At 42.9% G+C, this 24,964-nt stretch carries 25 protein-coding genes and 1 riboswitch; of the genes, 8 read left to right on the top strand and 17 right to left on the bottom strand.

The window, feature by feature from the left end:
- Positions 1-216: 216 nt before the first annotated feature.
- From thiH to thiC, 5 genes are read right to left on the bottom strand one after another with little or no spacing between them, the layout of a single operon-like run.
- Positions 217-1,389 carry a 2-iminoacetate synthase ThiH gene (gene thiH, locus JHD45_RS03285; protein ID WP_199474755.1) on the bottom strand — a complete coding sequence of 391 codons (1,173 nt, stop codon included), beginning with the start codon at positions 1,387-1,389 and terminating at the stop codon, positions 217-219.
- A complete protein-coding gene (locus tag JHD45_RS03280; RefSeq protein WP_199474754.1) occupies positions 1,386-2,162 on the bottom strand; it encodes a thiazole synthase in 777 nt (258 codons plus the stop codon). Before JHD45_RS03280 ends, thiH begins: the two co-directional genes overlap by 4 nt.
- A gap of 1 nt (position 2,163) precedes the next feature.
- Positions 2,164-2,361 (bottom strand): sulfur carrier protein ThiS, encoded by a 198-nt coding sequence (gene thiS, locus JHD45_RS03275; RefSeq protein ID WP_199474753.1) that lies wholly within the window; start codon positions 2,359-2,361, stop codon positions 2,164-2,166.
- Entirely contained in the window at positions 2,358-3,890 is a 1,533-nt protein-coding gene (gene thiE / locus JHD45_RS03270; RefSeq protein ID WP_199474752.1) for a thiamine phosphate synthase, read from the bottom strand. The genes thiS and thiE overlap by 4 nt, the downstream gene beginning before the upstream one ends.
- A gap of 15 nt (positions 3,891-3,905) precedes the next feature.
- On the bottom strand, positions 3,906-5,942 hold the full coding sequence (gene thiC, locus JHD45_RS03265) for a phosphomethylpyrimidine synthase ThiC (protein ID WP_199474751.1): 2,037 nt from the start codon (positions 5,940-5,942) through the stop codon (positions 3,906-3,908).
- Between the two features lie 182 nt (positions 5,943-6,124).
- A riboswitch (TPP riboswitch) is annotated at positions 6,125-6,229 on the bottom strand.
- Between the two features lie 206 nt (positions 6,230-6,435).
- On the opposite strand from thiC, the gene JHD45_RS03260 reads away from it, so the two are divergent.
- From JHD45_RS03260 to JHD45_RS03250, 3 genes are all read left to right on the top strand, one after another.
- Entirely contained in the window at positions 6,436-7,233 is a 798-nt protein-coding gene (locus JHD45_RS03260; protein ID WP_199474750.1) for an IclR family transcriptional regulator, read from the top strand.
- Positions 7,234-7,265: 32 nt separating this feature from the next.
- Positions 7,266-8,186, top strand: coding sequence for a dihydrodipicolinate synthase family protein (locus JHD45_RS03255; RefSeq protein ID WP_233407538.1), 921 nt, complete (start codon positions 7,266-7,268; stop codon positions 8,184-8,186).
- 100 nt (positions 8,187-8,286) lie between these two features.
- Entirely contained in the window at positions 8,287-9,552 is a 1,266-nt protein-coding gene (locus JHD45_RS03250; RefSeq protein WP_199474748.1) for an Nramp family divalent metal transporter, read from the top strand.
- A 195-nt stretch (positions 9,553-9,747) separates the two neighbouring features.
- Here JHD45_RS03250 and JHD45_RS03245 read toward each other — a convergent pair whose 3' ends face one another.
- Positions 9,748-10,539, bottom strand: a complete 792-nt coding sequence (locus JHD45_RS03245; protein WP_199474747.1) for a transporter substrate-binding domain-containing protein — start codon at positions 10,537-10,539, stop codon at positions 9,748-9,750.
- Positions 10,540-10,571: 32 nt separating this feature from the next.
- Positions 10,572-11,432: a 16S rRNA (cytidine(1402)-2'-O)-methyltransferase gene (rsmI, locus tag JHD45_RS03240; protein WP_233407537.1), complete on the bottom strand. Its 861-nt coding sequence runs from the start codon at positions 11,430-11,432 to the stop codon at positions 10,572-10,574.
- Between rsmI and JHD45_RS03235 the strand changes: the two genes are divergently transcribed.
- The 3 genes from JHD45_RS03235 to JHD45_RS03225 are packed head-to-tail and all read left to right on the top strand — an operon-like array spanning position 11,389 to position 14,253.
- Positions 11,389-13,320, top strand: a complete 1,932-nt coding sequence (locus tag JHD45_RS03235) for a penicillin-binding protein activator (RefSeq protein WP_233407536.1) — start codon at positions 11,389-11,391, stop codon at positions 13,318-13,320. The genes rsmI and JHD45_RS03235 overlap by 44 nt on opposite strands.
- Positions 13,271-13,654: a YraN family protein gene (locus JHD45_RS03230; RefSeq protein WP_199474745.1), complete on the top strand. Its 384-nt coding sequence runs from the start codon at positions 13,271-13,273 to the stop codon at positions 13,652-13,654. Before JHD45_RS03235 ends, JHD45_RS03230 begins: the two co-directional genes overlap by 50 nt.
- A gap of 5 nt (positions 13,655-13,659) precedes the next feature.
- On the top strand, positions 13,660-14,253 hold the full coding sequence (locus tag JHD45_RS03225; RefSeq protein ID WP_199474744.1) for an SIS domain-containing protein: 594 nt from the start codon (positions 13,660-13,662) through the stop codon (positions 14,251-14,253).
- A gap of 38 nt (positions 14,254-14,291) precedes the next feature.
- Here the strand turns inward: JHD45_RS03225 and JHD45_RS03220 are convergent, their stop codons facing one another.
- The 9 genes from JHD45_RS03220 to zapE form a co-directional block, all read right to left on the bottom strand.
- Entirely contained in the window at positions 14,292-15,869 is a 1,578-nt protein-coding gene (locus JHD45_RS03220) for an ABC transporter ATP-binding protein (RefSeq protein WP_267905945.1), read from the bottom strand.
- Between the two features lie 232 nt (positions 15,870-16,101).
- Complete coding sequence (locus tag JHD45_RS03215) at positions 16,102-16,485, bottom strand: stringent starvation protein B (RefSeq protein ID WP_199474742.1); 384 nt, start codon at positions 16,483-16,485, stop codon at positions 16,102-16,104.
- A 327-nt stretch (positions 16,486-16,812) separates the two neighbouring features.
- On the bottom strand, positions 16,813-17,445 hold the full coding sequence (locus JHD45_RS03210) for a glutathione S-transferase N-terminal domain-containing protein (protein ID WP_199474741.1): 633 nt from the start codon (positions 17,443-17,445) through the stop codon (positions 16,813-16,815).
- Positions 17,446-17,542: 97 nt separating this feature from the next.
- On the bottom strand, positions 17,543-18,262 hold the full coding sequence (locus tag JHD45_RS03205; protein ID WP_199474740.1) for a cytochrome c1: 720 nt from the start codon (positions 18,260-18,262) through the stop codon (positions 17,543-17,545).
- A 14-nt stretch (positions 18,263-18,276) separates the two neighbouring features.
- Positions 18,277-19,518, bottom strand: a complete 1,242-nt coding sequence (locus JHD45_RS03200) for a cytochrome b (RefSeq protein WP_199474739.1) — start codon at positions 19,516-19,518, stop codon at positions 18,277-18,279.
- Positions 19,518-20,114 (bottom strand): ubiquinol-cytochrome c reductase iron-sulfur subunit, encoded by a 597-nt coding sequence (petA, locus tag JHD45_RS03195; RefSeq protein ID WP_199474738.1) that lies wholly within the window; start codon positions 20,112-20,114, stop codon positions 19,518-19,520. Before petA ends, JHD45_RS03200 begins: the two co-directional genes overlap by 1 nt.
- A 159-nt stretch (positions 20,115-20,273) precedes the next feature.
- Entirely contained in the window at positions 20,274-20,666 is a 393-nt protein-coding gene (gene rpsI, locus JHD45_RS03190) for a 30S ribosomal protein S9 (RefSeq protein ID WP_067014797.1), read from the bottom strand.
- A 14-nt stretch (positions 20,667-20,680) separates the two neighbouring features.
- Positions 20,681-21,109 carry a 50S ribosomal protein L13 gene (gene rplM, locus JHD45_RS03185; RefSeq protein ID WP_067014800.1) on the bottom strand — a complete coding sequence of 143 codons (429 nt, stop codon included), beginning with the start codon at positions 21,107-21,109 and terminating at the stop codon, positions 20,681-20,683.
- A 152-nt stretch (positions 21,110-21,261) separates the two neighbouring features.
- Positions 21,262-22,362 (bottom strand): cell division protein ZapE, encoded by a 1,101-nt coding sequence (gene zapE / locus JHD45_RS03180; protein ID WP_199474737.1) that lies wholly within the window; start codon positions 22,360-22,362, stop codon positions 21,262-21,264.
- A 128-nt stretch (positions 22,363-22,490) separates the two neighbouring features.
- Here zapE and JHD45_RS03175 point away from each other — a divergent pair, with 128 nt between their 5' ends.
- The gene (locus tag JHD45_RS03175) at positions 22,491-22,949 is read left to right on the top strand and encodes a ZapG family protein (RefSeq protein WP_199474736.1); all 459 of its coding nucleotides are present in this window, start codon (positions 22,491-22,493) and stop codon (positions 22,947-22,949) included.
- A gap of 99 nt (positions 22,950-23,048) precedes the next feature.
- On the opposite strand, the gene JHD45_RS03170 is transcribed toward JHD45_RS03175, so the two are convergent.
- Positions 23,049-23,810 (bottom strand): Nif3-like dinuclear metal center hexameric protein, encoded by a 762-nt coding sequence (locus tag JHD45_RS03170; RefSeq protein ID WP_233407535.1) that lies wholly within the window; start codon positions 23,808-23,810, stop codon positions 23,049-23,051.
- Positions 23,811-23,826: 16 nt separating this feature from the next.
- Here JHD45_RS03170 and JHD45_RS03165 point away from each other — a divergent pair, with 16 nt between their 5' ends.
- Positions 23,827-24,879, top strand: coding sequence for a S1C family serine protease (locus tag JHD45_RS03165; RefSeq protein ID WP_199474735.1), 1,053 nt, complete (start codon positions 23,827-23,829; stop codon positions 24,877-24,879).
- Positions 24,880-24,964: the final 85 nt, after the last annotated feature.

Below are 24,964 nucleotides of genomic sequence, written 5' to 3'. Positions count from 1 at the left end.
AGTTATCGCTTTCCTGTTTTGTTGGAATCCATTATGTCTAAATTTGCGTCAGACAGTATCAAAGAGAGTGAAACGAGATGCATAACTTGTCATGAGAATGTAAGGAAAAATGCGCATTCACGGATTTTTCCTAATAACCAAGTACGCTTAAACATATTCTTAGAATTGGCAAAGAATGGCCTGACGCTCCGTCCTTTTTATTGCACTTGAAACAGCTTATACGTAAGAAAGAGCAGGATCCCAATCTTTCCAGACCACTTCCCGTCCCTGACTGCGTATCATAGCGATAATGTCAGCCACTGGCCGCTCGTCACTGATTTCAAATTGCTCAAGGGCTGCTTGAGCGTCTTCAGCATAACCACCTGGTTGGGTTTTGGACTCTGCGCTCATGGTGGTAAAGCCCATTCTCACTGCATGGTGACGAAATTCTGGCGACTCACGCGTTGACAAACTCATCTCCAGATCCCAATCAAACAAGCGCCATGCAGCAATCAGTTGCACTAATTGTCGATCAGTAATAATTGACTTAGGAACTATGCCCCCTTCACAAGGGCGAATACGTGGAAACGCCACACTAAAACGACTGCGCCAATAACGCTTTTGCAAGTGTCGTAGATGATGCGCCATCATCATAGAATCCGTACGCCAATCTTCTAACCCAAGCAAAACACCCAAACCGATTTTATGAATACCCGCTTGACCAATGCGATCTGGCGCGTCCAATCGATAATTGAAGTTGGATTTGTTACCTCTCAAATGATGTTCAAGATACGTCTTGCGACGATAAGTTTCTTGATAGACCAGAACACCATCAAGACCGATTGTCTGCAGCCGCTTATACTCCTCTGAGTTAAGTGGCTGCACCTCCATGGAAAGCTGGCTAAAATGCGGTTTGATCAAGGGAATCATTCGTTCAAAATACGGCATAGAGACCTTATTGGTTTCCCCAGTCACCAGCAAAATATGATCAAAACCTTTGTCCTTAATCGCCGCGATTTCTTTTTCTACTTGAGATTCATTCAACGTCAGGCGCTTAATGGCATTACTCATGGAAAATCCACAGTAAGTGCATTCGTTCGCACACGTATTAGACAAATACAAAGGCGCGAATAAGCTTAAGGTTTTGCCAAAACGCTGCAAAGTAAGCTGTTCGCTTTTTGCCACCATTTCCAGTAAATAAGGCTCTGCTGCTGGAGAAATTAAAGCCGCAAAATCCTCCACATTCAGTTTGCTCTTGCTCAAGGCTCGCAACACATCTTGCTCGGTTTTCTCTTGATGCCATTGCGTCATGGCATGCCAGTCTGTACTTTCCACAAAATGGCTAAACTGACCTTCTACTGCGGGACTTTGTTCTAATAAGCGAATTTTATGACTGGCTCCATCTATCATGACAAGGCTCCGATAAAATCCGTCAGTGGACTAGTCGCTTGCGCTTGTATCCGTCGTTCACCTAACCCCGATTCATAGGCCATACGCCCTGCTTCCACGGCTAGACGAAAGGCGTTAGCCATTTTGCTAGGCTGATTAGCAACGGCCATGGCGGTATTAACCAATACCGCATCCGCTCCGATTTCCATAGCCAACGCCGCATCTGACGGCGCGCCAATGCCGGCATCGACAATCACTGGCACACGGCTTTGCTCAATAATGATTTCTAAAAATGGGCGACTTGCTAACCCCATATTAGAACCAATGGGCGAACCTAATGGCATCACACACTGACACCCTATTTCTTCTAGCCGTTTACACAATACGGGGTCAGCATGAACATAAGGCATCACCACAAAGCCTTTTTTGATCAACGCTTCTGCCGCCAATAATGTCTCCATACCATCCGGCATTAAATAACGTGGATCAGGATGAATTTCTAACTTTACCCAGTTAGTTTCTAATGCCTCTCTGGCCAATTCAGCCGCAAAAATCGCTTCTTTTGCGGTGCGTGCACCAGAGGTATTGGGTAACAGTTTCATTCCCTTCTTTTGCAAGGGTTGGAGAATATTGTCCGTTTGATGTTTTAAATCCATACGGCGCAAGGACAAGGTCACCAGTTCGCTTTCACTGGCGGTAATCGAGTCCATCATGGCATTGGCACTGGCGTACTTGCCCGTGCCAGTAAAAAGTCGAGAGCGAAATTCGTGCCCTGCAATCAATAAAGATGACATATTAACCCCCTGCAATGGATTCAAAAATAAACACAAGGCTCTGTTCATCAAGCCCTGTGCTGCACCACAAGCTTCTTGGTACTACTTGCTGATTAAGCGCGATGGCAATGCCTTGTTGACTCTTATCCAACTCAATGATTAAGTCTTCGAGAGTTTCCCCAGCAAACTCATAAGGTGCGTCGTTCAACATAATCTTCATTGCTCACCTCTAGTACTTTGCTCAAACAAGGTTATGAGTGACTGAGTGGCGACTTCTGGTTCCGCTGCTTTGGTAATGGCCGTCACTAAGGCGACACTGTTCACTCCTGTTTGGACAACCGCAGGCAAACGCTCTGCATTAATGCCACCAATCGCCACCGTAGGAAACACGCCTTTTAATAAGCTCGCGTAATGGCCTAATCGGGTTAAGCCTTGCGGCTGAGAGGGCATGTCTTTGGTCTGTGTGGGAAAAATATGGCCCAAAGCGATATAGCTTGGCTGAATAGATTGGGCGCGGGCAATTTCATAGTAGCCATGGGTACTGATACCAAGTCGCATACCTGCCGCTTGGATTTTCGCCAAATCCGCCCGTTCTAGATCTTCTTGACCAAGATGAACACCATAAGCACCATAAGTAATCGCCTGTTGCCAATAATCATTGATAAAGACTTGAGCATCGTATTCTTTGCCTAAGGCAACCGCCTGTTGGATTTTATGTTCTAGGTCGACATCATCAGGGTCTTTGATACGCAGCTGAGCGATTTTCACTCCTTGCTTAAGCACTAATACTAACCAAGCAATCGAATCGACCACTGGGTATAAGCCCATTTTTTTAAGATCCATCTCGGCAAAAGGCCGACTAATAGACATCAGTGGTTTATGTGGCGTGACAATCCTCGGCAAATTGTCAATTTGTAACGGCCAACCAGAGCGACCGAGTGGTCCAGCCCCTTCACCAATTTGCACACCGCTTTTTAACGCCCCCGTTATGTAGGCTTTTGCCATGGTCATGGCATCCAGTAGGTCATAACCATGGGCGATAAAACTCGCCAGCGCCGTCGATAAGGTACAACCCGTGCCACGCGTATTATGTGCAGAGAGTCTTTCGCCTGCGAAACCAACGATAGTATCGCGATCCACCAGCCAATCGGTTGCTTGGTCTTCTTTCTGCTTGTTAAGCTCACCGACATGCCCCCCTTTCAACAACCAACGACTTTTAGAAGTAGCAAAATACACTGCCATGTCAGCTTGCAAATCCTTAGGGGCAAGCTCAGCAGACAAACCTGTCAGTGCCGAGAATTCCATCCGATTTGGCGTTATCACATCCGCATAAGGTAGGATATGATCCAGTAAACTAGCCCCCGCGTCCGTTTGTTGTAGTTGATTACCCGACTCACTACTCGCCGCCATCACAGGGTCAAAGACGACCTGAATGCCAGGAAAGTCCGTTTTTATTCGTTTTAGCCATTTGGAGCACGCCTCCACAATATCAATTGAAGGTAACAAACTCACTTTAATGGCATCTGGCAGCACATCGTCGAGTAAGGTTTGCCACTGCTCATCAAACATAGCCAAAGAAACTGGCTCAACAGCACGCACCTCTTTGGAGTTTTGCGCCGTAATGCAAGTGACAATGGTTTGCACATGACAGTCCAAATCCTGCCCAGTGCGCAAATCCGCTTGAAGTCCTGCGTGGGCGGACGAATCCGACCCGCCCACACACCAGACTACAGGAGGTTTTATCGACATAAATCCTCCTTTCACTTACAGTGATTTTTCTTTTGATTTATCAGCTGTTAGCTTGTCTGTGGTTAACTTATCCGTGGTTAAATAGACATCACTGCCCAGCTCACGGAATTGTTCCGACATTTTTTGCATACCCGCTTCAGCATCACTGACTTCTAAAGCACTGACATCTATAGCCTGTGAATCTTCTAAAGCTTTTTCGCTCTCTAACCCTTTTGCATAGTCACGAACTTCTTGGGTGATTTTCATGGAGCAAAATTTCGGGCCACACATAGAACAAAAGTGTGCCACCTTGCCAGAAGCTTGCGGCAACGTTTCATCATGGTATGAACGAGCGGTTTCAGGATCTAATGACAGATTGAACTGATCTTCCCAACGAAATTCAAAACGCGCTTTTGACAAAGCATTATCACGCACTTGCGCACCCGGATGCCCCTTTGCCAAATCCGCCGCATGGGCAGCAATTTTGTAAGTGATTAAACCTTCTTTCACATCTTCTTTATTCGGTAAGCCAAGGTGTTCTTTGGGGGTGACGTAGCACAGCATGGCACAGCCGTACCAACCAATTTGCGCAGCACCAATACCTGAAGTGAAGTGATCATAGCCAGGTGCAATGTCTTGGGTTAATGGTCCTAAGGTGTAAAACGGTGCTTCATGACAATGTTCTAATTGCTCAGTCATATTCTCTTTAATAAGTTGCATTGGAACGTGCCCTGGCCCTTCGATCATTACTTGTACATCGTATTCCCAAGCTATTTTCGTCAGTTCTCCTAAGGTGCGCAGCTCCGACATTTGCGCCTCATCATTGGCGTCCATGATCGACCCAGGACGCAGGCCATCCCCCAATGACAACGCCACATCATAGGCTGCACACAGCTCACAAATCTCACGGAAGCGTTCGTACAAGAAGCTCTCTTTATGGTGCGCCAAACACCATTTCGCCATGATGGAACCACCACGAGACACGATGCCTGTCAGACGTTTCGCGGTCATTGGCACATAGCGTAATAAAACACCAGCATGAATTGTAAAGTAATCCACCCCTTGCTCCGCTTGCTCGATCAAAGTATCGCGAAACACATTCCAGTTCAGATCTTCTGCTACGCCGTCGACTTTTTCTAGGGCTTGATAAATGGGGACGGTACCGATTGGCACAGGGGAGTTACGCAAAATCCATTCACGTGTTTCATGAATGTTTTTGCCAGTCGACAAATCCATCACGGTATCCGCCCCCCAGCGTGTCGACCAGACCAGCTTTTCTACTTCTTCTTCAATAGAAGACGTCACCGCCGAATTGCCAATATTGGCGTTCACTTTTACTAAGAAGTTACGACCAATAATCATCGGCTCGGATTCAGGGTGATTAATGTTGTTAGGAATAATAGCGCGACCTCTTGCTACTTCGTCACGGACAAATTCTGGTGTGATCCGTTTTTGTAAATTAGCACCAAAACTTTGCCCTGGATGCTGTTTTAATAACAACTCACTTTTGATGGCATCGATATTTTGGTTTTCACGCAAGGCAATGTATTCCATCTCTGGGGTAATGATGCCTTGTCGAGCGTAATGCATTTGCGTCACACACTTACCTTGGCGAGCTTTGCGTACTTTAGGCAATTTTTTAAAACGCAATTCATCCAGCGCAGCATTTTCTAAACGCGATTGAGCAAACTCAGATGACACACTTGGCAAGATCTCTGTGTCGTTACGTTTTTCAATCCAAGACGCACGCATGGGCATTAAACCTTTATACACATCGATATTTTCTTGCGGGTCAGCGTATGGACCGGAACAGTCGTAGACGTAAATCGCCTCATTGGGTTCAAACGTTAGATTATTTGGATCAGAGCCAATCGGCGTATCGGTTAGATTGATCTTACGCATTGGGACACGGATCGAAGTGTCTGATCCTGTAAGATAGATTCGCTCTGAGGCTGGGAACGGTTTAGCTTGCAATGACTCGATAAAAGACTTCGCCGCTTGACGAGATTCCTCGCGGGTCTGCTTTTTAGACAGGTTCGTTGGCTTCTTGTGTGATTCATTAGTAGTCGACATGAGCACTTCCCTTATTTCAAAAAATGGAGAATTGCTTGTCTGGGGTGCTGTTTTACAGACAAACGCACGACGGGCGTTAATTGCAAAACATGAACCCTGAAGTTTATTAAAAAAGATGCTTTAGGTGGTATGACCGCATCGATTCCATAAAAATCAGGAGTTCATTCGATGCAGAAAAGAAAAATGGAGACTTTCTTGTTTCCTACGCGGGTATTAGCCCGATCAGGTTCTGCGGATCCCGCACTTAATTATGCGATCTCAGCCAAATGGCACTCCGACAAGTGATTTTGAGTATACCCCTAGACAATGGATTTTGTAAACGCAAAAGCAATATCTACCCGACCCACAATCGTTGATCAAAGCAAAACACAATGAGACATGCGTTTTTTTCTTCAATTTTTCGATGAATTCCTATTGACAATAAAAATTTAATGTCCTTATATAGTCAAACAATAAAATGAAAAAAATTTCGCATTCCGAAAAAGTGAGTTTTATGGCTGTCGATTCTAAAAATAAAGTGGGCTCCCTCGCAAAAGGTTTCAAAGTACTGGAATCTTTTACACATGCTTTTGAAGCCTTAACGTTAAGCGAAGTTTGCTCGCGCTCCGGACTGGATTCAGGAACGGTTTTCCGCATCCTGAATACATTGGTCGATCTGGGATATATAGAAAAGTTAGAAGAAACAAAGCAATTTCATTTAACACTTAAAGTCGCCAATCTCGGTTTTAATGCGATCGGGCGCAGCGATATTCGTGACTTAGCATTACCTATTTTACGTTCATTAGCTAAACGCATTGGAGAAACCGTCAGCTTTGCCACTCTTGAAGGGGCAAACATGGTTTACCTAGAACGGGTACGTGTTGGCTTAGCTCGTCTGGGAGTCGATATTCGTGTCGGATCAGTGATTCCTGCCTACTGCAGCGCGATTGGACAAGCCCTTTTAGCTTTTCTTCCTGAGGAAGAATTAGAGCATGTGTTAAACCTTGAGCCGGATTTTCATGAAGTTGTTCCGCTGGATAAAGACGATATACCCGTCATGGAGCAATTAAAATCTATTAAAGCAAAAGGTTATATTTTAAAACGCTCCAGTTTCAATTCTTCATTAACGGTATTAGCACTACCTGTTTTTGACCGAGACCGTTATCCAATTGGGGCAATTAGTGTTGTCGTTCCAAGTATTAGAATATCTGAAGATGAACTCTTCATTAAAGCCTTTGATGGCATGGCTGAAACGTCTGAAAAACTATCAAAGGCAATTAATGTTAGCGGCAGTGCAACATCTGCCATTTAACTAAAAACCCAAAAATAATAAGGAAAATGATCATGAATAATATTGATTTAAGAGGTTTAGTACCCGCACCAGTCACACCTTTCACTCGCGATGGAGAGGTTGACCATAAAGCAATCCATAAACTAGGTGCTTGGTTAGGTAGCTTTGATGGTGTAAAAGGGCTAGTAGTGCTTGGTCACGCTGGTGAAGGCACATTTATGACTTCTGAAGAACAAATGTCTGTTATTAGAAGTTTTGTTGAATCTACTGATGGACGCCTTCCTGTTATTGCTGGTATCACAGGTGAAGGAACCAAAGTGGCTGTAGAGGAAACCAAACGCGCTATCTCTGCGGGTGCGTCAGCAGGTCTTGTTTATCCATCCCACGGCTGGTTGCGCTTTGGATTTCAAGAAGGTGCTCCTCAAGATAGATACAAAACGATCCATGAAGAAACAGGATTACCCTTAATCCTTTTTCAATACCCTGATGTGACAAAAGCAAGTTACAACCTAGATACCTTACTAGAAATCGCTGCTCAGCCCGGTGTTTTCGCAATGAAAAACGGCGTTCGTAATATGCGTCGTTGGGATACAGAAATCCCAATCATTCGTCGTGAAAATCCAGACCTACAAGTACTGACATGCCATGACGAATATCTACTGCACACTATGTTTGATGTGGATGGTGCACTAGTGGGTTACGGCGGTCTCACTCCTGAACCACTAATTGAATTGATTGCGGCGGGTAAACGTCAGGATTACAAAGCAGCACGAGCCATTCACGATCGTCTGTTCCCTGTCACCCAAAACGTTTACCACCGCGGCTCCCATATGGAAGGTACGGTTGCTTTAAAAGAAGGTCTCGTTGCACGTGGCATTTTGGAGCACGCAACAGTGAGAAGTCCACTATTACCTCTTCAAGAAGGTGCAAGCGAGGAAATCAAAAAAGCACTTCAATCTGCTGGCTTAATTTAATAAGCAAACAGTTTTCGTACGATAACCAAAATAGCGATGCTGAGCGGGCAAACTTACATCGCTATTCTACTACTCAATAAAAATAATAGTGTGGTATCCCATGAAAATTGAAAACCGTACCCCAAAAGACGTTTTGGAGCCTTACCATAATAGCAAAAATGCAGCAAATAAGTACAAAATACTCTTACTTATGGGGCCTGCATTTGTCGCTGGTGCATGGCGCTTTGGTCCTGGAGCACTTACATCAGCCGTTCAGGCAGGTAGCCTGTATGGCTATCAACTACTTTGGGTCATCGTTTTATCGGGCATTCTCATGTTCTTTTTTAACGACATGGCCGTTCGAATAGGACTATCAACAAAAGGTGTCTCGTTAGTTGATACAATAAAAAGCAAAATTGGTCATACTGTCGGTATTTTGGCAGGCTTTGGCGTTTTTTTTATCACCCTATGTTTCTCTGTAGGGAATGCAATTGGCTCAGGAATAGCCCTGCAACTACTCTTCGGAGGATCAGTAATAGCTTGGGTGTTAGCATCCACCGTGGCGGTAGCTATCTTGATTGCCTTAAGAAATGCGTATAGAGCCCTCGAAAAGCTCCTTATTGCATTGATCGCAATTATGTCAATTGGCTTTTTAGGATCGGCAATTATCAGTGATCCGTCATGGGTAGGTGTCTCCCGTGGCTTAATACCAAGTATCCCAGACTCCGCCGGCTTCTTGCTGATCGCTTTAATTGGAACAAATTTTTCAATTAACTCTGCCCTCTATAGCGGTTACTCCATTCACGAAAGAGGATTAAAGCCTGAACAATATAAACGTTTGACATTAATCGATACGATCCCAGGAAATATTGCCACTGCCGCCATGACGATGCTTGTCATTATTGTTGCCGCTGGGGTATTTAGTGCTACGGGAGAAACCGTTAAAAACTTTACTCAGTTAACAAAAGTTCTTGAGCCTGTATCTGGAAAAATGAGCTCCATTATTTTCAGCATTGGTTTTTTTGCAGCAGCATTCTCATCAATGGCCGCCAATGCTTCTGCTGGCGGTACACTATTATGCGATGCACTTGGCTGGGGAAACAAATTATCCTCGATGAAAGTTAAATTTTTCACATACGCTATTTTAATTTTTGGCGCCTCAGTGGCTATATTTAACAGTGGATCTCCAATAAGGATAATTATTATCGCTCAAGCGTTGACTGTATTAGTGGCCCCATTTTTAGGAGTGATCATTTTCATACTGTCTTCGCGAAAGGATATTATGGGAGAATTAGTGAATAAAACGTATCATAAAATAGTAGGTGTTATTGGTCTTATTGCCATATTTTCACTTTCTTTTAGATTGATTGTGAACCTATCAAGCTAATATAGCTAGAGAATAACCAAGCCAACATCATGCAATTTGTATAACAGAAACAATGATATTATTGCCTACTAGTTTTTAGGGAGGGTGCGAGAAATCCCCTTTATCAGGGTTGCACTTCCCTAGCAATAATATCATTTTTAAACAGCGATACTTTTCTAAAAAGCAATAAAACGCCTTCCGTACCCAGTAAATACTTTATTGGGCAATCCCCCAACGTTGAGCTAAAGTAGAGCTTTCATTCCCTTGAAGCCAATTATTAACCTTTTTAAGTAAGTGGCTATTGTTTTTTTTCATCATATAGACTTTAACACTAGAGGTACCCGCTAAGATGGTCTTGGAAGACACGCAAAATACACCCTTCTCATGTAATTGGTAATAATTTCCTTCAATTAGATCTGTAATCATCGCGTCTGCTGAGCGATCACGAATCCCCTGTAAATTAGCAAAATTATTTTTTGTCAGAATGATATCAGCATTCTTTATATGATCATCCACATAGGTTTGGTTAGTACCACCTGGGTTAACAATCACTTTCACACTGGGTTTATCAATATCTTTCAAAGTACTCAATGGCTTATTGTTATGACAATTACTCAGAATAATTTTGCCATTTTTTGCCACGGGATCAGATAATAAAAACTGCTCAGCACGTTTTTTGGTACGTGTAACGCCACCAGCCGCGAGATCAAATTTATCAGCCGCTAGATCTTGAGATAGGCTAGGCCAAGTGGTTTTGATAAATTGTACTTTTAGATGCAAGGATTTGGCTAACGCTGAGGTCATATCCACAGCAAAGCCTTCTAACTTTCCTGATTTAGCATGGAAAGACAAGGGCGCATAATCCTCCGTTAGTCCAACTTTTAAGACACCACTTTGTTGAATTTCCTGCCAAGTTCGAGCTTGTACCTGTTGCGTATTTAATGCGAGCAATGTGAACGCGACAAACGATATAAGGGTTAACCGATCCTTATTATTCTTTTTAAGCATATTTAACCTTCGTTCTTTTAAGAGGTAATGATTCATGCACTTTGCATGTCCAATGCCATTTTATACAGGCTATTCTTCTTTTCGCCAGTTAATTTGGCTGCCAGCGCTGCCGCCTGTTTAACTGGTAAATCTTCTAATAAGATGGTCAGAATGCGTTTTGCTTCTAATTCAGCCTCATTACCGCTCTCTTGTGTAAAACTCAGCATGACCACAAATTCACCGCGCATTTGGTTTGCATCGGCGTCAAACATAGCCAGAATCTCTGATGCCGTTCCTGATAAAAAGGTTTCAAAGGTTTTAGTAACTTCTCGAGCCAAAACCAATTGCGCATCGTCACCATAGACTTTTTGCACATCAACAATCGAATCATAAACACGGTGCGTAGATTCATAAAATACAACCGTGCCTGGCTGCTTTTTCCAAGACTCAAAAAGATCACAACGAGCTTTGGATTTTGCTGGGACAAAACCTGAGAAAAAGAACTGATCGGTTGGTAACCCAGAGGCACATAGAGCCGCCACCAAAGCACATGCACCTGGAACAGGCACTACCTTGTGACCTTGTTTACGAAGAGCATGAACGACATGATAGCCAGGATCTGAAATCAATGGCGTACCAGCGTCTGAAACCAATGCAACGTTCTTACCTTCATCCAGCAAACTGGCGACGTAATTTGCCTTGTCTTTTTCATTATGATCGTGAATGGAAAACAGCTTTGCCTCAATGCCAAAATGATTCAACAAACGGCGAGAGTGTCGTGTATCTTCCGCTGCTATATAGTCTACATCACGTAAGATTTGTTCTGCCCTTTTACTAAAATCGTCTAGATTACCAATTGGAGTCGCAACTATGTACAGCGACCCTCTCGCATCATCGGAACTATGTGATACCATGTTGCCTCTTTTATCTGTCATTTATAAGCTTATGAGCCTGATTAATTACCGCATCATATCATTAACTGTCTGTACTTTTCTGCTAAGTGCTTGTAGTTCGGTCAATTTAAATACGCAGCCGGGCTATTACTCACCTGATGCCTACTCACAAAAAGGGGAGACAAAAGGTGATGAGTTGCCTCCTAGCATATATCATCCATTACCGACTAAAGCGCCCAAGGAACTGGCCGACTCCTACAACAAAGCCCTACAACTCTACCGCGATGGTCAATTCTTGCTGGCAAGAGACGCACTGACTGATAAACTGCTCGATACTCAATCTATAATTCGTTTTAAAGCGCATCTATTGGCGGCGGCCATTGCCTCAGAATTAGATGACCCAAGTAAAGCGATGGATATGTTGAATCAGGCCTCAAAACTGCCCGCAGCGGATTCTCCAGACAATCAGAACCTGTTGAACAAAACCAAAGCCACCATTCTAGAGCACACAAACAATTGGCCTGAAGTCGTCAAAGTCCGCTTAGACTTACTTGAACACCTACCAAAAGGCGAAGGACAAGAAAACGAAGCCAAATTATGGCGTGCCGTACAAAACCTAACCGAAGCAGAAATGGCTGAATTGAGTCAAACCGACTCACCTGTTCTCAAGGGATTTTTGACAATTAGTGGCATTTTAAGAAATCAGTCACTGTCTATTGAACAACAGCTAAAAGCATTTAAAGCCTGGCAGCAAGCCCATCCGGATCATCCTGCCGCCATTGATGTGCCACAAGATTTTAGGGTGATAGCTAACCTAAATGATATGGCCCCAAAGAAAATTGTCTTAATGCTCCCTATGACAGGTAAGCTTGAAAGCGCTTCTCAAGCGATTGTAAATGGCTTCTTCAGTGCCTATTACCATCAGAAGCAACCCAGAGCACAGATCGCCGTAGTAAATACTGACAACTACAAGAACATTGCAGAGGCGCTTAAAGCAGCGGATGCACAAAACCCAGACGTGATTATTGGGCCTCTTAAAAAGTCTAACGTGACCGAAATTAATCGCTTATCTCCTCAACACCCTGTCATCGCACTGAACCAGGTGACTGACAATCAGCGTATACCTAATGTTTATCATTTTTCGCTAAACGCAGAAGATGACATTAATGAACTAATCTCTTTCGCCAAACAAGCTGGCGCCACTAGGGCCGCCATTTTAAGCTCTCAAGATACATGGGCACTGAGACAGAGTGATGAGTTTCGCAAGGCAGCCAAGCAAGCCAACATTACCATCACGGGTGATTTGTCTTATCAAGATACTTCCAAAGGTCGTCAACAAGCAGTTCAAAAATTATTGCTGATAAACGAAAGTAAATCTCGTATTTATACCATTCAAAAATGGATCGGCGAGCAAGTAGACACTGAAGTACGCCCTCGTCAGGATCTAAACTATATTTTTTATGCTGGCAAATTGAGCGATGCGAAGCAAATTCGTCCTCTTTTGGATTTTTATTTTGCAAGCGATGTTCCTATGCTAGCCAGTAGCACACTGAATGATTCACCACCAGAACAAGGCATTAACTATAACGACATTGAGCGCATTTTATTTGCTGAAATACCTGCTATTGTCAATAAAGATAGTGCCCTAAAAGACGTATCATCAGGACGTGATTCAAATATTTTACGACGCCTACAAGCCTTAGGAGCAGATGCTTATCTATTAGCAAACCGCTATCCTCTGTTTGTACAGCTGCCGACCACGCGATTATCTGCAAACACAGGCATTATTACGATGGATCAATATGGTACCTTCCATAGACGTCCAGAAATCATGACTTACCGAAATGGACAGTTGGTACATGCAGTTAGCACGCAGTTTTTTCCGAAAAAAGAAGAAACCGAACAATAACGGTGACAAAGCAGAACAATGTGCTGAGGCCTTTTTAACTAAAAAAGGCCTCAAATTTATCGCCCGCAACTACCATTGTCGTGGTGGTGAAATAGATCTGATCTTTTTAGACAAGACGACTTATGTGTTTGTTGAGGTCCGCTATCGGGCAAACTCAACCCATGGAACGGCAGCTGAAAGCCTTAGTGAAGCCAAGCTAAGAAAAGTAAGATTAGCTGCATCCTACTGGCTACATAAACATCATCAAGATACCAGTGGCTGTCGCTTTGACGCGGTACTATTTGATGAAAAAATCGACTATCAACATTTAACCTGGCTAAGAGCAGCATTTTAATTACTATGGATTTTCAAGAAGCAATTTATACTCAATTTGCGCAAAGTTTCGAGGCTCAACAGCAAGCACTAGAAAGCTTGCCCCCTTATATTGAGCACGCTGCTCGCGTTATTTTCGCTAGCATTGCTGGCGGTGGCAAGGTCGTCTGTGTTGGTAACAGTACTGGCGCCCACCTTGCCCAGTACTTTAGTACTCTAATGCTAGACAGAATGGATCGAGAACGTCCGGGTCTACCCGCGATCAACCTCAGCGGCGATGCTGCCGCCTTAATGTCCATTTCTCATAACGACAGTTATCATGATGTGTACTCTAAGCCGATTACCGCCATTGGCAACCCTGGTGATGTGCTATTTGTCGTCGCAAACAAGGGGAACACCTCTCCCATCATTCAAGCCATTCAAGCCGCCCATGAGCGCAAAATGAGCATTGTTGCACTCACCAGCCCAGAAGCGAAAAACATTTCCTCCTTGACCTCTAGAGACGATACGGAGATCAAAGTGAACTTATTAGGCACCGCACGCGTTCATGAATGCCAAATCACCGTTGTTCATACCATCATTGACCTGATTGAGCGTCAACTTTTTGGCTACGACGAATAAGCCGACATATATTCAGGTAAATATAGCCGTACCATGTATTAGTTTAAATGAACAACATTATCAGTATGATGAATCAAACTTGTCTGATGAGTGATGGCAATAACGGTCACATCTTTAGCAATATTTCTGATGTATTGCATAATTTCGTTTTGTGTTGCCTCATCAAGACTGGAACTGGCTTCATCCAAAAATAAAAACTGTGGTTTACTGTAAAGCGCTCGTGCAATAGCAATACGCTGACGCTCTCCACCAGACAAGGTTAGGCCACGTTCACCAACTTGCGTTGCAAAGCCATCTGGCAGCGATTCAATTTTTTTCAGAATGGCTGCCTTTGCTGCCACACTTTCTAACTGTTGTTGATCTATCGGTCGCCCTAAAGTGATGTTTGCTTCTAACGTATCGTTCAATAAAATAATTTCCTGTGGCACCACTCCAATACAGTGATACCAATCTGTGCGATTGATTTGATGTAATACTTGGTCATCAATGTAGATAGCTCCGCTAGAGGGCTCAGCATACTTCAAAGCAAGCTTAAGAAGCGTTGATTTACCCTTGCCAGTCTCACCCGTAATAAAGGTAATACCTCCCCTTTTAGCAGTAAAACTAATTCCCGATACTCCCCGACCATTTTTATAAAAAAAGCTCACATTGTTAAATGTCAAAACACCTTTTACAATTTTTTTATCTAAGTACGATGTCTGGGAGCTTAATGCTACTTCTTCAGGAGCAGACCACATCTGTGCAAAAGGTCTGAACTCAGTCAAAGCCCGCATAACCCCTTCAATAGCAAGGCCAGCCATTTCAAATGGCCGATTGAGCTGCAATAACAGCATATTAAACAATACGATATTACCAACAGAAAGCTCACCATCGTGATATTTGGGTAGAAATATAGTCAAAGTAATTGTGAATTGGAGACAAAGTGCCACACCATACCCCCCTGAAAATAGGATTTTCTTCAAGGAATAACGTCTCCAGTTATGCAATATTTCTTTAGCACTATGACGAAAACGGCGACTCATCCAATCTGTCGCATCAAAATAACGCAGCGTTTCCATTAAGGTCACTGCATTACCAACCAATTGTGCGTTGCTTTGTCCTTTTTGAGTTGCTGCTTGAAGATATTTTCTTGTGATTTTATTAGAAAAATAGGTAAGCGATATATAAATGATGCCATAAGCCAGAACAATCAATACAACCCTTATATCAATTGTCAATCCCAAAACCAGTAGAGTGAAAATAAGTTGAGCCAATCCCGGTAGAATAACCATGAACATGAGCTGAACCAGAATATTGACCGCTTGTGCGCCTTGCCGTTGTACTGCATGAATTTCAGCAGGATTATGTTCAATAAAGAAATGCGGTGATTTTTTGACTAACCGTTCAAAAAAATTGGTCGCTGCACTAAAATTAAGATTCTCAGCCAGCATTGCGGATAAATAATTCACCGTATTATTCAGAGTTAACGATAGTCCAATCAATACTGCATAAAATATGACTAATACAGTCATCTTCTCTTGCCATTGATTTCCTGTCATGTCATCGATCATCTTTGAGAAAACATATGGCGCCAATACGGAAATGAATGAGGAAAATAAAATAACTAAAAAAAACAAATGATAAAAATAATCGGGAGGTCTTGATAAAATTACGAATAATTTGACCAAAAGACACAATAACTTTTTGAGAATCTATTTTTTCTTCCATAACCAAAAGACCCCACATATTACTTTTAATTTTTCCTAAAAAAAACGGCATACCATCGATATAAAAAAAGGCTTCTTTGGAAGCCCTTTTGTAGATATAAAACCATCGGTTATTTCCTGTTTACTCTAACCAAGAAAGCCATTATTTAACCACTTTTAAGGTAAAACCTTTCTTAGGTGGCGTTGGCGGCGTTGGCTCAGGCGCTTCCTCAGGAAATTCTTCATCAGGAAAAACAAAGCCATCACCATTCTCTTGTGCGTATAACGCTAAAGCTGCCTGAATGGGGACATAGACTTCCATGGGCTTACCACCAAAACGAGCACCAAAGGACACGCCATTCTGATCCATTATCAGGTTACGAACCGCCGACATGCTAATATCCAGCACAATCTGTCCATCTTTTACAAATTCTCGCGGAATAATCGTACCCGCTTGATCCGCGTCCACCAAAAGATACGGTGTCATGTTGTTATCGGCAATCCAGCTATAAGCCGCGTTCAATAAATACGATCTTTTCGGTAACATTTTTACTCCTACAACCATCTAGCCTAACGCTTGATCGAATCAAAATAGTTTGTGTTTCAAGTCTTCCTCTCAATGAAATACCCCGCCATACCTCTTTCAAATACAGCATGCGTCTCATGATGCAAAACTCAAGCAAATTGATGAGAAGATGGTAACACATGGTATTCGCTCATGTTACTCAGCACCAAGACGACATATGGAAAAATACACCGATAAAGGTCATCAAAGTGTAAAATTGCTCATTTAAGACATAAAAAAAGAGCCAATATCGGCCCTCTTTTTTATGCTTGTTGCAATCACTAGATAACAACAGATTAAGTAAATCACTTAATCCAAACGCATTTCTTGCTCCGCCTCAGACAAACTTTCTTTGAATGAGTCACGCTCAAACACTAAATCCATATACTTGTATAAAGCACGTGCCTGCTCTTTAGGAATATCGATACCCAAAGAAGGCAAACGCCATAGGATAGGAGCCAAGCAGCAATCAACTATAGTGAATTCATCACTCATAAAATAAGGCTTCTCAGCAAAAATTGGAGAAACACTGATCAAACCTTCACGCAACTCTTTTTGCGCTTGAGCAACGGCTTCTTTGTCTTTACTAGAAAGAATCAAATCGACCAACTTCGCCCAGTCACGCTGAATACGGTACATGTACAAACGACTTTCTGCACGCGCAACCGGATAAACAGGCAACAAAGGCGGATGAGGAAAACGCTCATCAAGATATTCCATCATGACATTAGGCTCGTAAAGAACCAAATCACGATCTACCAGCGCAGGCAATTCATTGTATGGATTCACATCAGCCAACTCTTCTGGCTTATTGAATGGGTCCACATCAATGATGTCCACCGTAACAGCTTTTTCTGCCAATACAATACGAACTCGATGGCTGTAATGATCTTCACCATCGGAGAAGAACGTCATTGAAGAGCGCTTAGCAATAACACCCATGTATAACCCCTTTCTTAAAAACAACACACACCCACGACGGGCAAACTTAAAATTGACCAGTTCAATCCATTATTGAGGGATATGACCGGACGATAACTTATCTAACATCACGCCAAAATTCTTTTTTTAGTAAATAAGCAAACACACAAAACAAAGCAATAAAGAGCAAAACTTTTAACCCTAAAGACTCACGCTGAAAACGCGAAGGATCCGCTGTATAGGCCAAAAAGTTCGCGGTATCATATGCGATTTGCTTAAATTCTTGCTCAGAAACCGTTCCTTTTATCTTTCCAGCCACTGTGCGGCAATTATGACCAGACTTAAGCGATTTCTCTTCTTGCTGACATTGTAGCAACCTTTGCCCTTGCAAATGTTCGAGCACATTGGGCATCGCAACATTCTCAAGCAACAGGTTATTCACCCCTAATGGCCGCGACTTATCTTGATAAAAGCCCTGCAAATAATGATATATCCAATTGGGACTTCTTCGCTTCGCCTCAAGTGTTAAATCAGGTGCTTTTGCACCAAACCAACGTTTTGCATCAACAGATGCCATAGTCGCTGTAATTTGGCTGCCCATTCTAGCATATTTTGGTAATAAATTTTCTTCAAATAATGCATTAGGAATACCTAAATCAATAGAAATTTCCTTATAACGCATATAACTAAGCTGATGACAGCCAGAACAATAATTTGAATAAATCTTTAACCCCCGCTGTAAAGAGGCTTGATCACTAAAATCAGGCGTCATTACCCCTTGGTCGCTCCCTCCTGCTACGGCAACAATGCTAAAAAAACAGGAAAACAACGTAATCAAGATGGCTCTTCGCATCACGGGGACACTCTTTCCGGAACAGGCTTAGTCGCTTCAACACGGGAATACCAAGGCATTAATAAAAAATAAGAAAAGTACCCCAAAGTGGCAAGCTGTGAAACCCAAGTCGTCGTTTTACCAACTGGCAAGCTTCCCATCACTGCCAGCACCAGAAAACTCACCACAAAAACACATAAAAAGCATTTACTTAAATAGCCCTTATAGCGAATGGATCGAACAGGACTTTTATCCAACCAGGGCACAAAAAATACGATAAGTACTGACGATAACATGACGACCATGCCCAAGAACTTCGCATCCAACCCAAACAGCGAAAAGGTAATAGCACGCAACATGGCATAAAAAGGCGAAAAATACCAAGCGGCCTCAATATGCACAGGCGTTATTAAAGGATTAGCAGGCTCAAAATTCGCTTTTTCTAGAATAAAACCAAAACCATCAGGGAAGAAGAAAATCACCGCGTAAAAAAGAAAAAGAAAAATGGCAATAGCTAAAATGTCTTTGGTAATAAAATAAGGAGAAAAAGGAACCCCATCTAAAGGCACGCCTTTTTTATTCACATGTTTTTTAATGTCGATACCTTGAGGATTGTTTGAGCCTACATGACGCAGCGTTGACAAGTGTAAATACACCAAAAGCCCCATCAATATAGGGAACGCAATAATATGCAATGCGTAGAACCGACCCAACGTCACACCAGAAACGAGATAATCACCTCGAACCCACTGCTCTAAGCCTTTGCCAATCACGGGAATACTTCCAAATAATGAGGTAATAACCTGCGCGCCCCAATAAGACATTTGCCCCCAAGGCAGCAAATAGCCCATAAACGCTTCGATCATAATAATGAAATACAGAGTCATCCCCAATAGCCATACCAATTCTCTAGGTCGTTGATAGGAACCGTACAGTAAACCTCGCAACACATGAATATACAGTACGATAAACAAAGCCGAAGCTCCGGTTGTATGCATATAGCGAATCAGCCAACCGTAGGGCACATCACGCATAATATATTGAATAGAGGCAAACGCACCGGCCGCAGTGGGCGTATAGCTCATCGCCAACCAAATCCCCGTAATTAGCTGATTAAATAGCAGCAACATTGCCAAAACACCAAAAACATACATGGCATTCAAGTTTTTGGGAACATAGTATTCAGAGAAGTGCTTTTTATAAAATGCCTTAATTGGGAAACGTTCATCCAGCCAATCAAGCAGCCCAGAAAAAAAGCCCACTACACTTCTCCCTTGGCATTTTGACCGATACCAATCACAATCACGCGATCACTCTTAAAATAATAAGGTGGAACAACAAGGTTGGTTGGCGCTGGGTAATGCTTATAGACTCGTCCTGCTAAATCAAAACGCGAACCATGGCATGGACAAATGTATCCGCCATACCATTGCGCATTATCATCAGCCGCTGAGTTGGGTTGATAGTTTGGTGAGCAACCGAGGTGGGTACAAATACCCACTAATACCAAATATTCAGGCTTAATGGAGCGATAAAGATTATCGGCATAGGCTGGCTGTTGATCAACAGAGGAAAAAGGATCCACCAACTGCGCGTTTAGCTTTGGCAAATCGTTAATGGTTTGAGCCGTACGACGTAATACCCAAACAGGCTTTCCTTGCCAAGCAATCGTCACTTGTTGGCCTTCTTCAAGCTTACTGACATCTACTTGAACAGGGGCACCAGACGCTCTTGTCGCATCACTTGGCTGCCAAGAACACAAAAAAGGCACGGTCGCACCGACACCCCCAACCACTCCCAAAGCGGTGGTCGAGCCAATTAAAAATCGACGACGACTTTTATTGATTTTTTCTTCCAAACAACCAACACCTCATTGAACAGCAAAACAATATTCTATTGAATAAACACAATTAACTCTATGTCCTAGCTCAAAAAATATATTTCAACAAATTGCAAAACAAAAAAAACGCCTGGTGAGAAAACACCAAGCGCTTTGATAGTAATCTGAAAACGAAAATTAACGTTTTGAGAACTGAGGACGACGACGAGCTTTGCGTAGACCCACTTTTTTACGTTCAACTTCACGAGAGTCACGAGTAACGTAACCAGCAGAACGTAAAGTACGACGTAGAGTCTCATCGTATTGCATCAATGCACGAGTGATACCGTGACGAATTGCACCAGCTTGACCAGAGATACCACCACCTTTAACAGTGATGTAAACATCAAACTTCTCAGTTGCTTCAACTAGCTCAAGAGGCTGACGAACAACCATGCGAGCAGTTTCACGACCGAAGTACTGATCAATTGAACGGTTATTGATAACTAGGTTACCAGAACCGGCTTTAAGGAACACACGAGCGGTAGACGTTTTACGACGACCTGTACCGTAGTATTGAGTAGCTGACATAATGATCTTCCGTATTAAATGTTAAGTTCTTGAGGCTGTTGCGCAGCATGTGGATGCTCAGCACCAGCATACACTTTCATTTTCTTGTGCATTGCACGGCCCAAAGGACCTTTTGGCAACATACCTTTAACGGCGATTTCAAGAACGCGCTCAGGAGCGTGATCAATCAACTTCTCGAAATTCATAGAACGCAAGCCGCCTGGGTAACCAGTATGGCGGTAGTATTGTTTCGCAGCTGCTTTGTTACCAGTAACGTGAATTTTCTCAGCGTTGATAACAACGATGTAATCACCAGTATCAACGTGTGGAGTGTATTCCGCTTTATGCTTACCGCGTAAACGGCGAGCGATTTCAGTAGCCAAACGGCCTAGTGTTTTGCCTTCAGCATCAACCACGAACCAGTCGCGGCGTACTTCAGCAGGCTTAGCTGTAAAAGTTTTCATCAAAAAACCCTTTCAATACGCGTGCTCATTGCACGCTATACCTATTATTATTGGTTGACCAAACATTCACATGTTTGAGCAACGTACACATACCCTTAAAAAGGCGAGCGAAGTATACATGAGTCTGTATAAATAATAAAGTCGAATTAGCGTTACGGCCGGTGCTCCAGAGAAAGGTATTCTTCAGACTGCATCTCCAGCAAACGACTCACCGTACGATCATACTCAAAAGCCAAGCGGTCGCCTTTATAAATATCAGGTATATCGACATCTGCTGTGATAATGACCTTCACATGACGGTCATAAAACTCATCGATCAGGTTAATAAAACGCCGCGCTAGATCATCTCGGGTCGCATCCATTTGCGGCAGATTGGAGATCAGTATCGTTGAATAGAGTTTCGCAATCTCAATGTAATCCACCTGACTACGAGGTCCATCACATAGGGCATAGATATCAAACCAAGCCATATGGTCACAGCTTTTCACCAATGGTATCTGACGGCCTTCTATCTCTACCGCCCCACCCGTTTGAATGTGAGATGCATCAGAAATCAAGCTCATAAAGCGATCTTCGAGTATCTGATCTGATTGCTCTGTCAGCGGAAAATGATATAACTTTGCTTGCTTCAAGGTACGCAGGCGATAATCAATACCGCCATCCACATTCATTACTCTAGTATACTTATTTACCAGATCAATCGCAGGTAAGAAACGAGCCCGTTGCAAACCATTCTTGTATAAACCATCCGGTTCAATGTTCGACGTCGCCACCAGCGTGGTACCATTCTTAAATAGTACGTCCAACAAGCCTGCTAATATCATGGCATCGGTTATGTCCGTTACAAAGAACTCATCAAAGCAGAGCACTTGGGCTTTTTCAGCAATATCCTTACCAACAATATCCAGCGGATTTTTAACATGCTCATGCTTACGCATTTCTTTATGAACCATCTGCATAAAACGATGAAAATGCAGACGCATTTTTTTGTCGGTTGGTAGACATTCGTAAAACGTATCCATCAAATAGGTTTTTCCGCGACCTACGCCACCCCAGAAATACAGACCTTTCTCAACATCGACGCCTTTCTTTTTACGGAAAATTCCGAACAAGCCATTAGACTCAGGTTCATTTTGGCGTGCTACCAGACGATCGAATAAATCTTGAAGAGCCAGCACCGCTTCTTCCTGCGCCGGATCATAATGAAAATCTTCTCTTTCTAAATCTTGCTTATACCGAGTAATAGGTGTCATTGTTGCTCATTCATTCGATTAAATTAGTGAAGGCATTCTAACAAATAGATACTTAAACAACACCTACCATGGTGTCATCGTTTGAGGATTTCAGGCTATAATGCTTTATTGATTTTTAGGAGTAAGCCATGATCTTAGAAGAATTCAACATTATTGTTTTTATTACTGGCGTTGTCGCAGGGTTCGCGATCGCCCTTATTTTAAAGAGCATCACCACCAAAAACACAAAGAAAAACACTGTCTCAAACACCAATGCCATTACCATTAAGTCACTACAGGAAGAACTAGACAAAAAACAAGTCGTTATTGATAATTTTTTCTCAGACAGCAATGATCATTTATTGGCCCTAGAAAAACGTCTTGCTGAGTTACGAAGCAGCCTATCGAATGGTGCAAGTCAGTTAAGCCATGTCCAAATAGCGCCAGCCTCTCCCTCAACACCACAACAAGAGTTGGCAAATGAAGACAGCCTATCTGAACCACCAAGAGACTACGCGCCAAAAAGCGACGATGGGCAAGGCATGCTAAGCGAGAAGTTTGGACTCAAAAAACAAGCTGAATTCACCGAGCCAAAACGCACAATCTAACACTAAGCTCGTCATACAATACGAGCAATCAGCACACAATACAAAGCGGCCAACTAAGCCGCTTTTTTTGTGCTTGAGTTGTTAGTCAAGTCACTTGTCTTATGCTGGACTATCTATATCGATAAATATCGCTTCAAGGCCATGCTCACTCGATAAAAATTCTGCCATAGCTTGTGCACCAAAACGCTCCGTCGCATGATGTCCTGCGGCGATAAAATGAATGTCCATTTCTCGGGCAATATGAATCGTCTGTTCGGACACCTCACCAGTAATAAAGACATCTGCACCAAGCTCGGCAGCCTGTTCGATATAACCTTGCGCACCGCCGGTACAGAGCGCCACTTTATGAATAGCCTTTTCATTGACCACCTCAAACAGAATATCTCGTTGAACAGCTTGCTCAACCAAGGCTTTGAATGCATTAGCATCAAGAGGCTTATCCAAACATCCTATCAAACCAATCGACTGTTCCAAAGGAAGCGATGGCTGTAAAGACGAACGATCCGTCAACCCTATGGCATCCGCCAATCCTGCATTATTGCCAAGCACTGGGTGGGCATCTAAGGGCAAATGGTAACCGTATAAATTGATATCATTTTTGATCAAAGCAGAAATTCGACGATACTTCATTCCCACAATCTGTGGCGCCTCATTTTTCCAAAAATACCCATGATGCACAAAAATGGCGTCGGCTTGGTAGTCAATTGCCGCTTCAATTAATGCCTGACAGGCCGTCACACCGGTGACAACACGCTTAATCTCGGCTTTCCCTTCCACCTGCAAGCCATTAGGGGCATAATCTTTAAACAAATTTGGGCTCAATGTTCGGTCTAATAACCATTCAAATTCACTACGTAGCAAAACAACCTCGACATTTATGATACATAAAAAACAGTGGACACCTCTCATTATCGCCATTCTACTTGGCACTTGTATAGGACTAGGCACCCTTCTCATTCAAGAAAAAAACAAATTAGCAGACACAAGCTACACCTCTTCCGTTAAAAAAGCTGCACCTTCCGTGGTCAACATCTATACTCAAACGGCATCTCCCAACAGCATTTTAGAGCGTAACAACAACCCACATACCATCAACCTTGGCTCAGGCGTCATTATGTCCAAAAGCGGATACATACTGACCAATTATCATGTTGTACAAAATGCTAGCCACATTGTTGTCGGTCTACACGATGATAGACAGGCGGAAGCCAGATTAATAGGTTCGGATCCCGCTACGGATTTAGCAGTATTGAAAATAGATCTACCTAACCTTACTCCGATAGAGTTGGGAAATAGCCAGACAATTCAAGTAGGAGACAAAATCCTCGCTATCGGAAACCCTTTCGGCATTGGCCAAACAGTAACCGCTGGTATCATTAGCGCTAAGGCCAGAAATAGTATTGGCCTCCATTCCTATGAGAATTTTTTACAAACCGATGCGGCGATCAATCCTGGCAACTCTGGCGGTGCGCTGGTTAACTTAAAAGGTCAATTGATTGGCATAAGCTCCGCTATTTACTCAAGCACAGGAGGTTCTCAGGGAATAGGCTTTGCTACACCAGTAAATGATGCCCTAAAAGTCATGTCTCAACTGATTAAATATGGTAAAGTGACGCGCTCATATCTTGGTATGGATGCTAAAAAAGTCAATAAACAGTTAGCAAAAAGCCTAAGTTTACCTGTTGACCATGGTTTGCTAGTCAGTCACGTCATTCAGCAAAGTCCAGCAGATAAAGCGGGAATCGAAGTGGGCGATATTATCGTTAAAATCAACAACACCCCAAGTACCAATCCATTTGAAACCAGACAAAGAATCGCCAATATGAAACCCGGCTCAGTCATTTCGTTACTTGGTATCAGAGGCCTGCAATCCTATCAAGCCAATATCAAGTTAGAAAAACAACCGGTCATGCAACACTTAATCAATTAGCAACAATTGATTGATTTAAAAAGTGATTAAAGATGAAAAGCGCCATGAACAATGGCCTATAAGAACAAAGCAAACCAGCACAACA

The organism is Marinomonas spartinae (genome assembly GCF_016461715.1).
GTDB lineage: Bacteria > Pseudomonadota > Gammaproteobacteria > Pseudomonadales > Marinomonadaceae > Marinomonas > Marinomonas spartinae_A.
Note: the sequence above shows the minus strand (reverse complement) of the source record. Positions and strands in the feature narration are given on the sequence as shown.

Excerpts from the sequence above, each read along its gene's own strand:
- thiH (WP_199474755.1), bottom strand. The coding sequence starts at position 1,389 with ATGATAGATGGAGCCAGTCATAAAATTCGCTTATTAGAACAAAGTCCC.
- JHD45_RS03280 (WP_199474754.1), bottom strand. The coding sequence starts at position 2,162 with ATGTCATCTTTATTGATTGCAGGGCACGAATTTCGCTCTCGACTTTTT.
- thiS (WP_199474753.1), bottom strand. The coding sequence starts at position 2,361 with ATGAAGATTATGTTGAACGACGCACCTTATGAGTTTGCTGGGGAAACT.
- thiE (WP_199474752.1), bottom strand. The coding sequence starts at position 3,890 with ATGTCGATAAAACCTCCTGTAGTCTGGTGTGTGGGCGGGTCGGATTCG.
- thiC (WP_199474751.1), bottom strand. The coding sequence starts at position 5,942 with ATGTCGACTACTAATGAATCACACAAGAAGCCAACGAACCTGTCTAAA.
- JHD45_RS03260 (WP_199474750.1), top strand. The coding sequence starts at position 6,436 with ATGGCTGTCGATTCTAAAAATAAAGTGGGCTCCCTCGCAAAAGGTTTC.
- JHD45_RS03255 (WP_233407538.1), top strand. The coding sequence starts at position 7,266 with ATGAATAATATTGATTTAAGAGGTTTAGTACCCGCACCAGTCACACCT.
- JHD45_RS03250 (WP_199474748.1), top strand. The coding sequence starts at position 8,287 with ATGAAAATTGAAAACCGTACCCCAAAAGACGTTTTGGAGCCTTACCAT.
- JHD45_RS03245 (WP_199474747.1), bottom strand. The coding sequence starts at position 10,539 with ATGCTTAAAAAGAATAATAAGGATCGGTTAACCCTTATATCGTTTGTC.
- JHD45_RS03235 (WP_233407536.1), top strand. The coding sequence starts at position 11,389 with ATGTACAGCGACCCTCTCGCATCATCGGAACTATGTGATACCATGTTG.
- rsmI (WP_233407537.1), bottom strand. The coding sequence starts at position 11,432 with ATGGTATCACATAGTTCCGATGATGCGAGAGGGTCGCTGTACATAGTT.
- JHD45_RS03230 (WP_199474745.1), top strand. The coding sequence starts at position 13,271 with ATGCAGTTAGCACGCAGTTTTTTCCGAAAAAAGAAGAAACCGAACAAT.
- JHD45_RS03225 (WP_199474744.1), top strand. The coding sequence starts at position 13,660 with ATGGATTTTCAAGAAGCAATTTATACTCAATTTGCGCAAAGTTTCGAG.
- JHD45_RS03215 (WP_199474742.1), bottom strand. The coding sequence starts at position 16,485 with ATGTTACCGAAAAGATCGTATTTATTGAACGCGGCTTATAGCTGGATT.
- JHD45_RS03210 (WP_199474741.1), bottom strand. The coding sequence starts at position 17,445 with ATGGGTGTTATTGCTAAGCGCTCTTCAATGACGTTCTTCTCCGATGGT.
- rpsI (WP_067014797.1), bottom strand. The coding sequence starts at position 20,666 with ATGTCAGCTACTCAATACTACGGTACAGGTCGTCGTAAAACGTCTACC.
- rplM (WP_067014800.1), bottom strand. The coding sequence starts at position 21,109 with ATGAAAACTTTTACAGCTAAGCCTGCTGAAGTACGCCGCGACTGGTTC.
- zapE (WP_199474737.1), bottom strand. The coding sequence starts at position 22,362 with ATGACACCTATTACTCGGTATAAGCAAGATTTAGAAAGAGAAGATTTT.
- JHD45_RS03175 (WP_199474736.1), top strand. The coding sequence starts at position 22,491 with ATGATCTTAGAAGAATTCAACATTATTGTTTTTATTACTGGCGTTGTC.
- JHD45_RS03165 (WP_199474735.1), top strand. The coding sequence starts at position 23,827 with ATGATACATAAAAAACAGTGGACACCTCTCATTATCGCCATTCTACTT.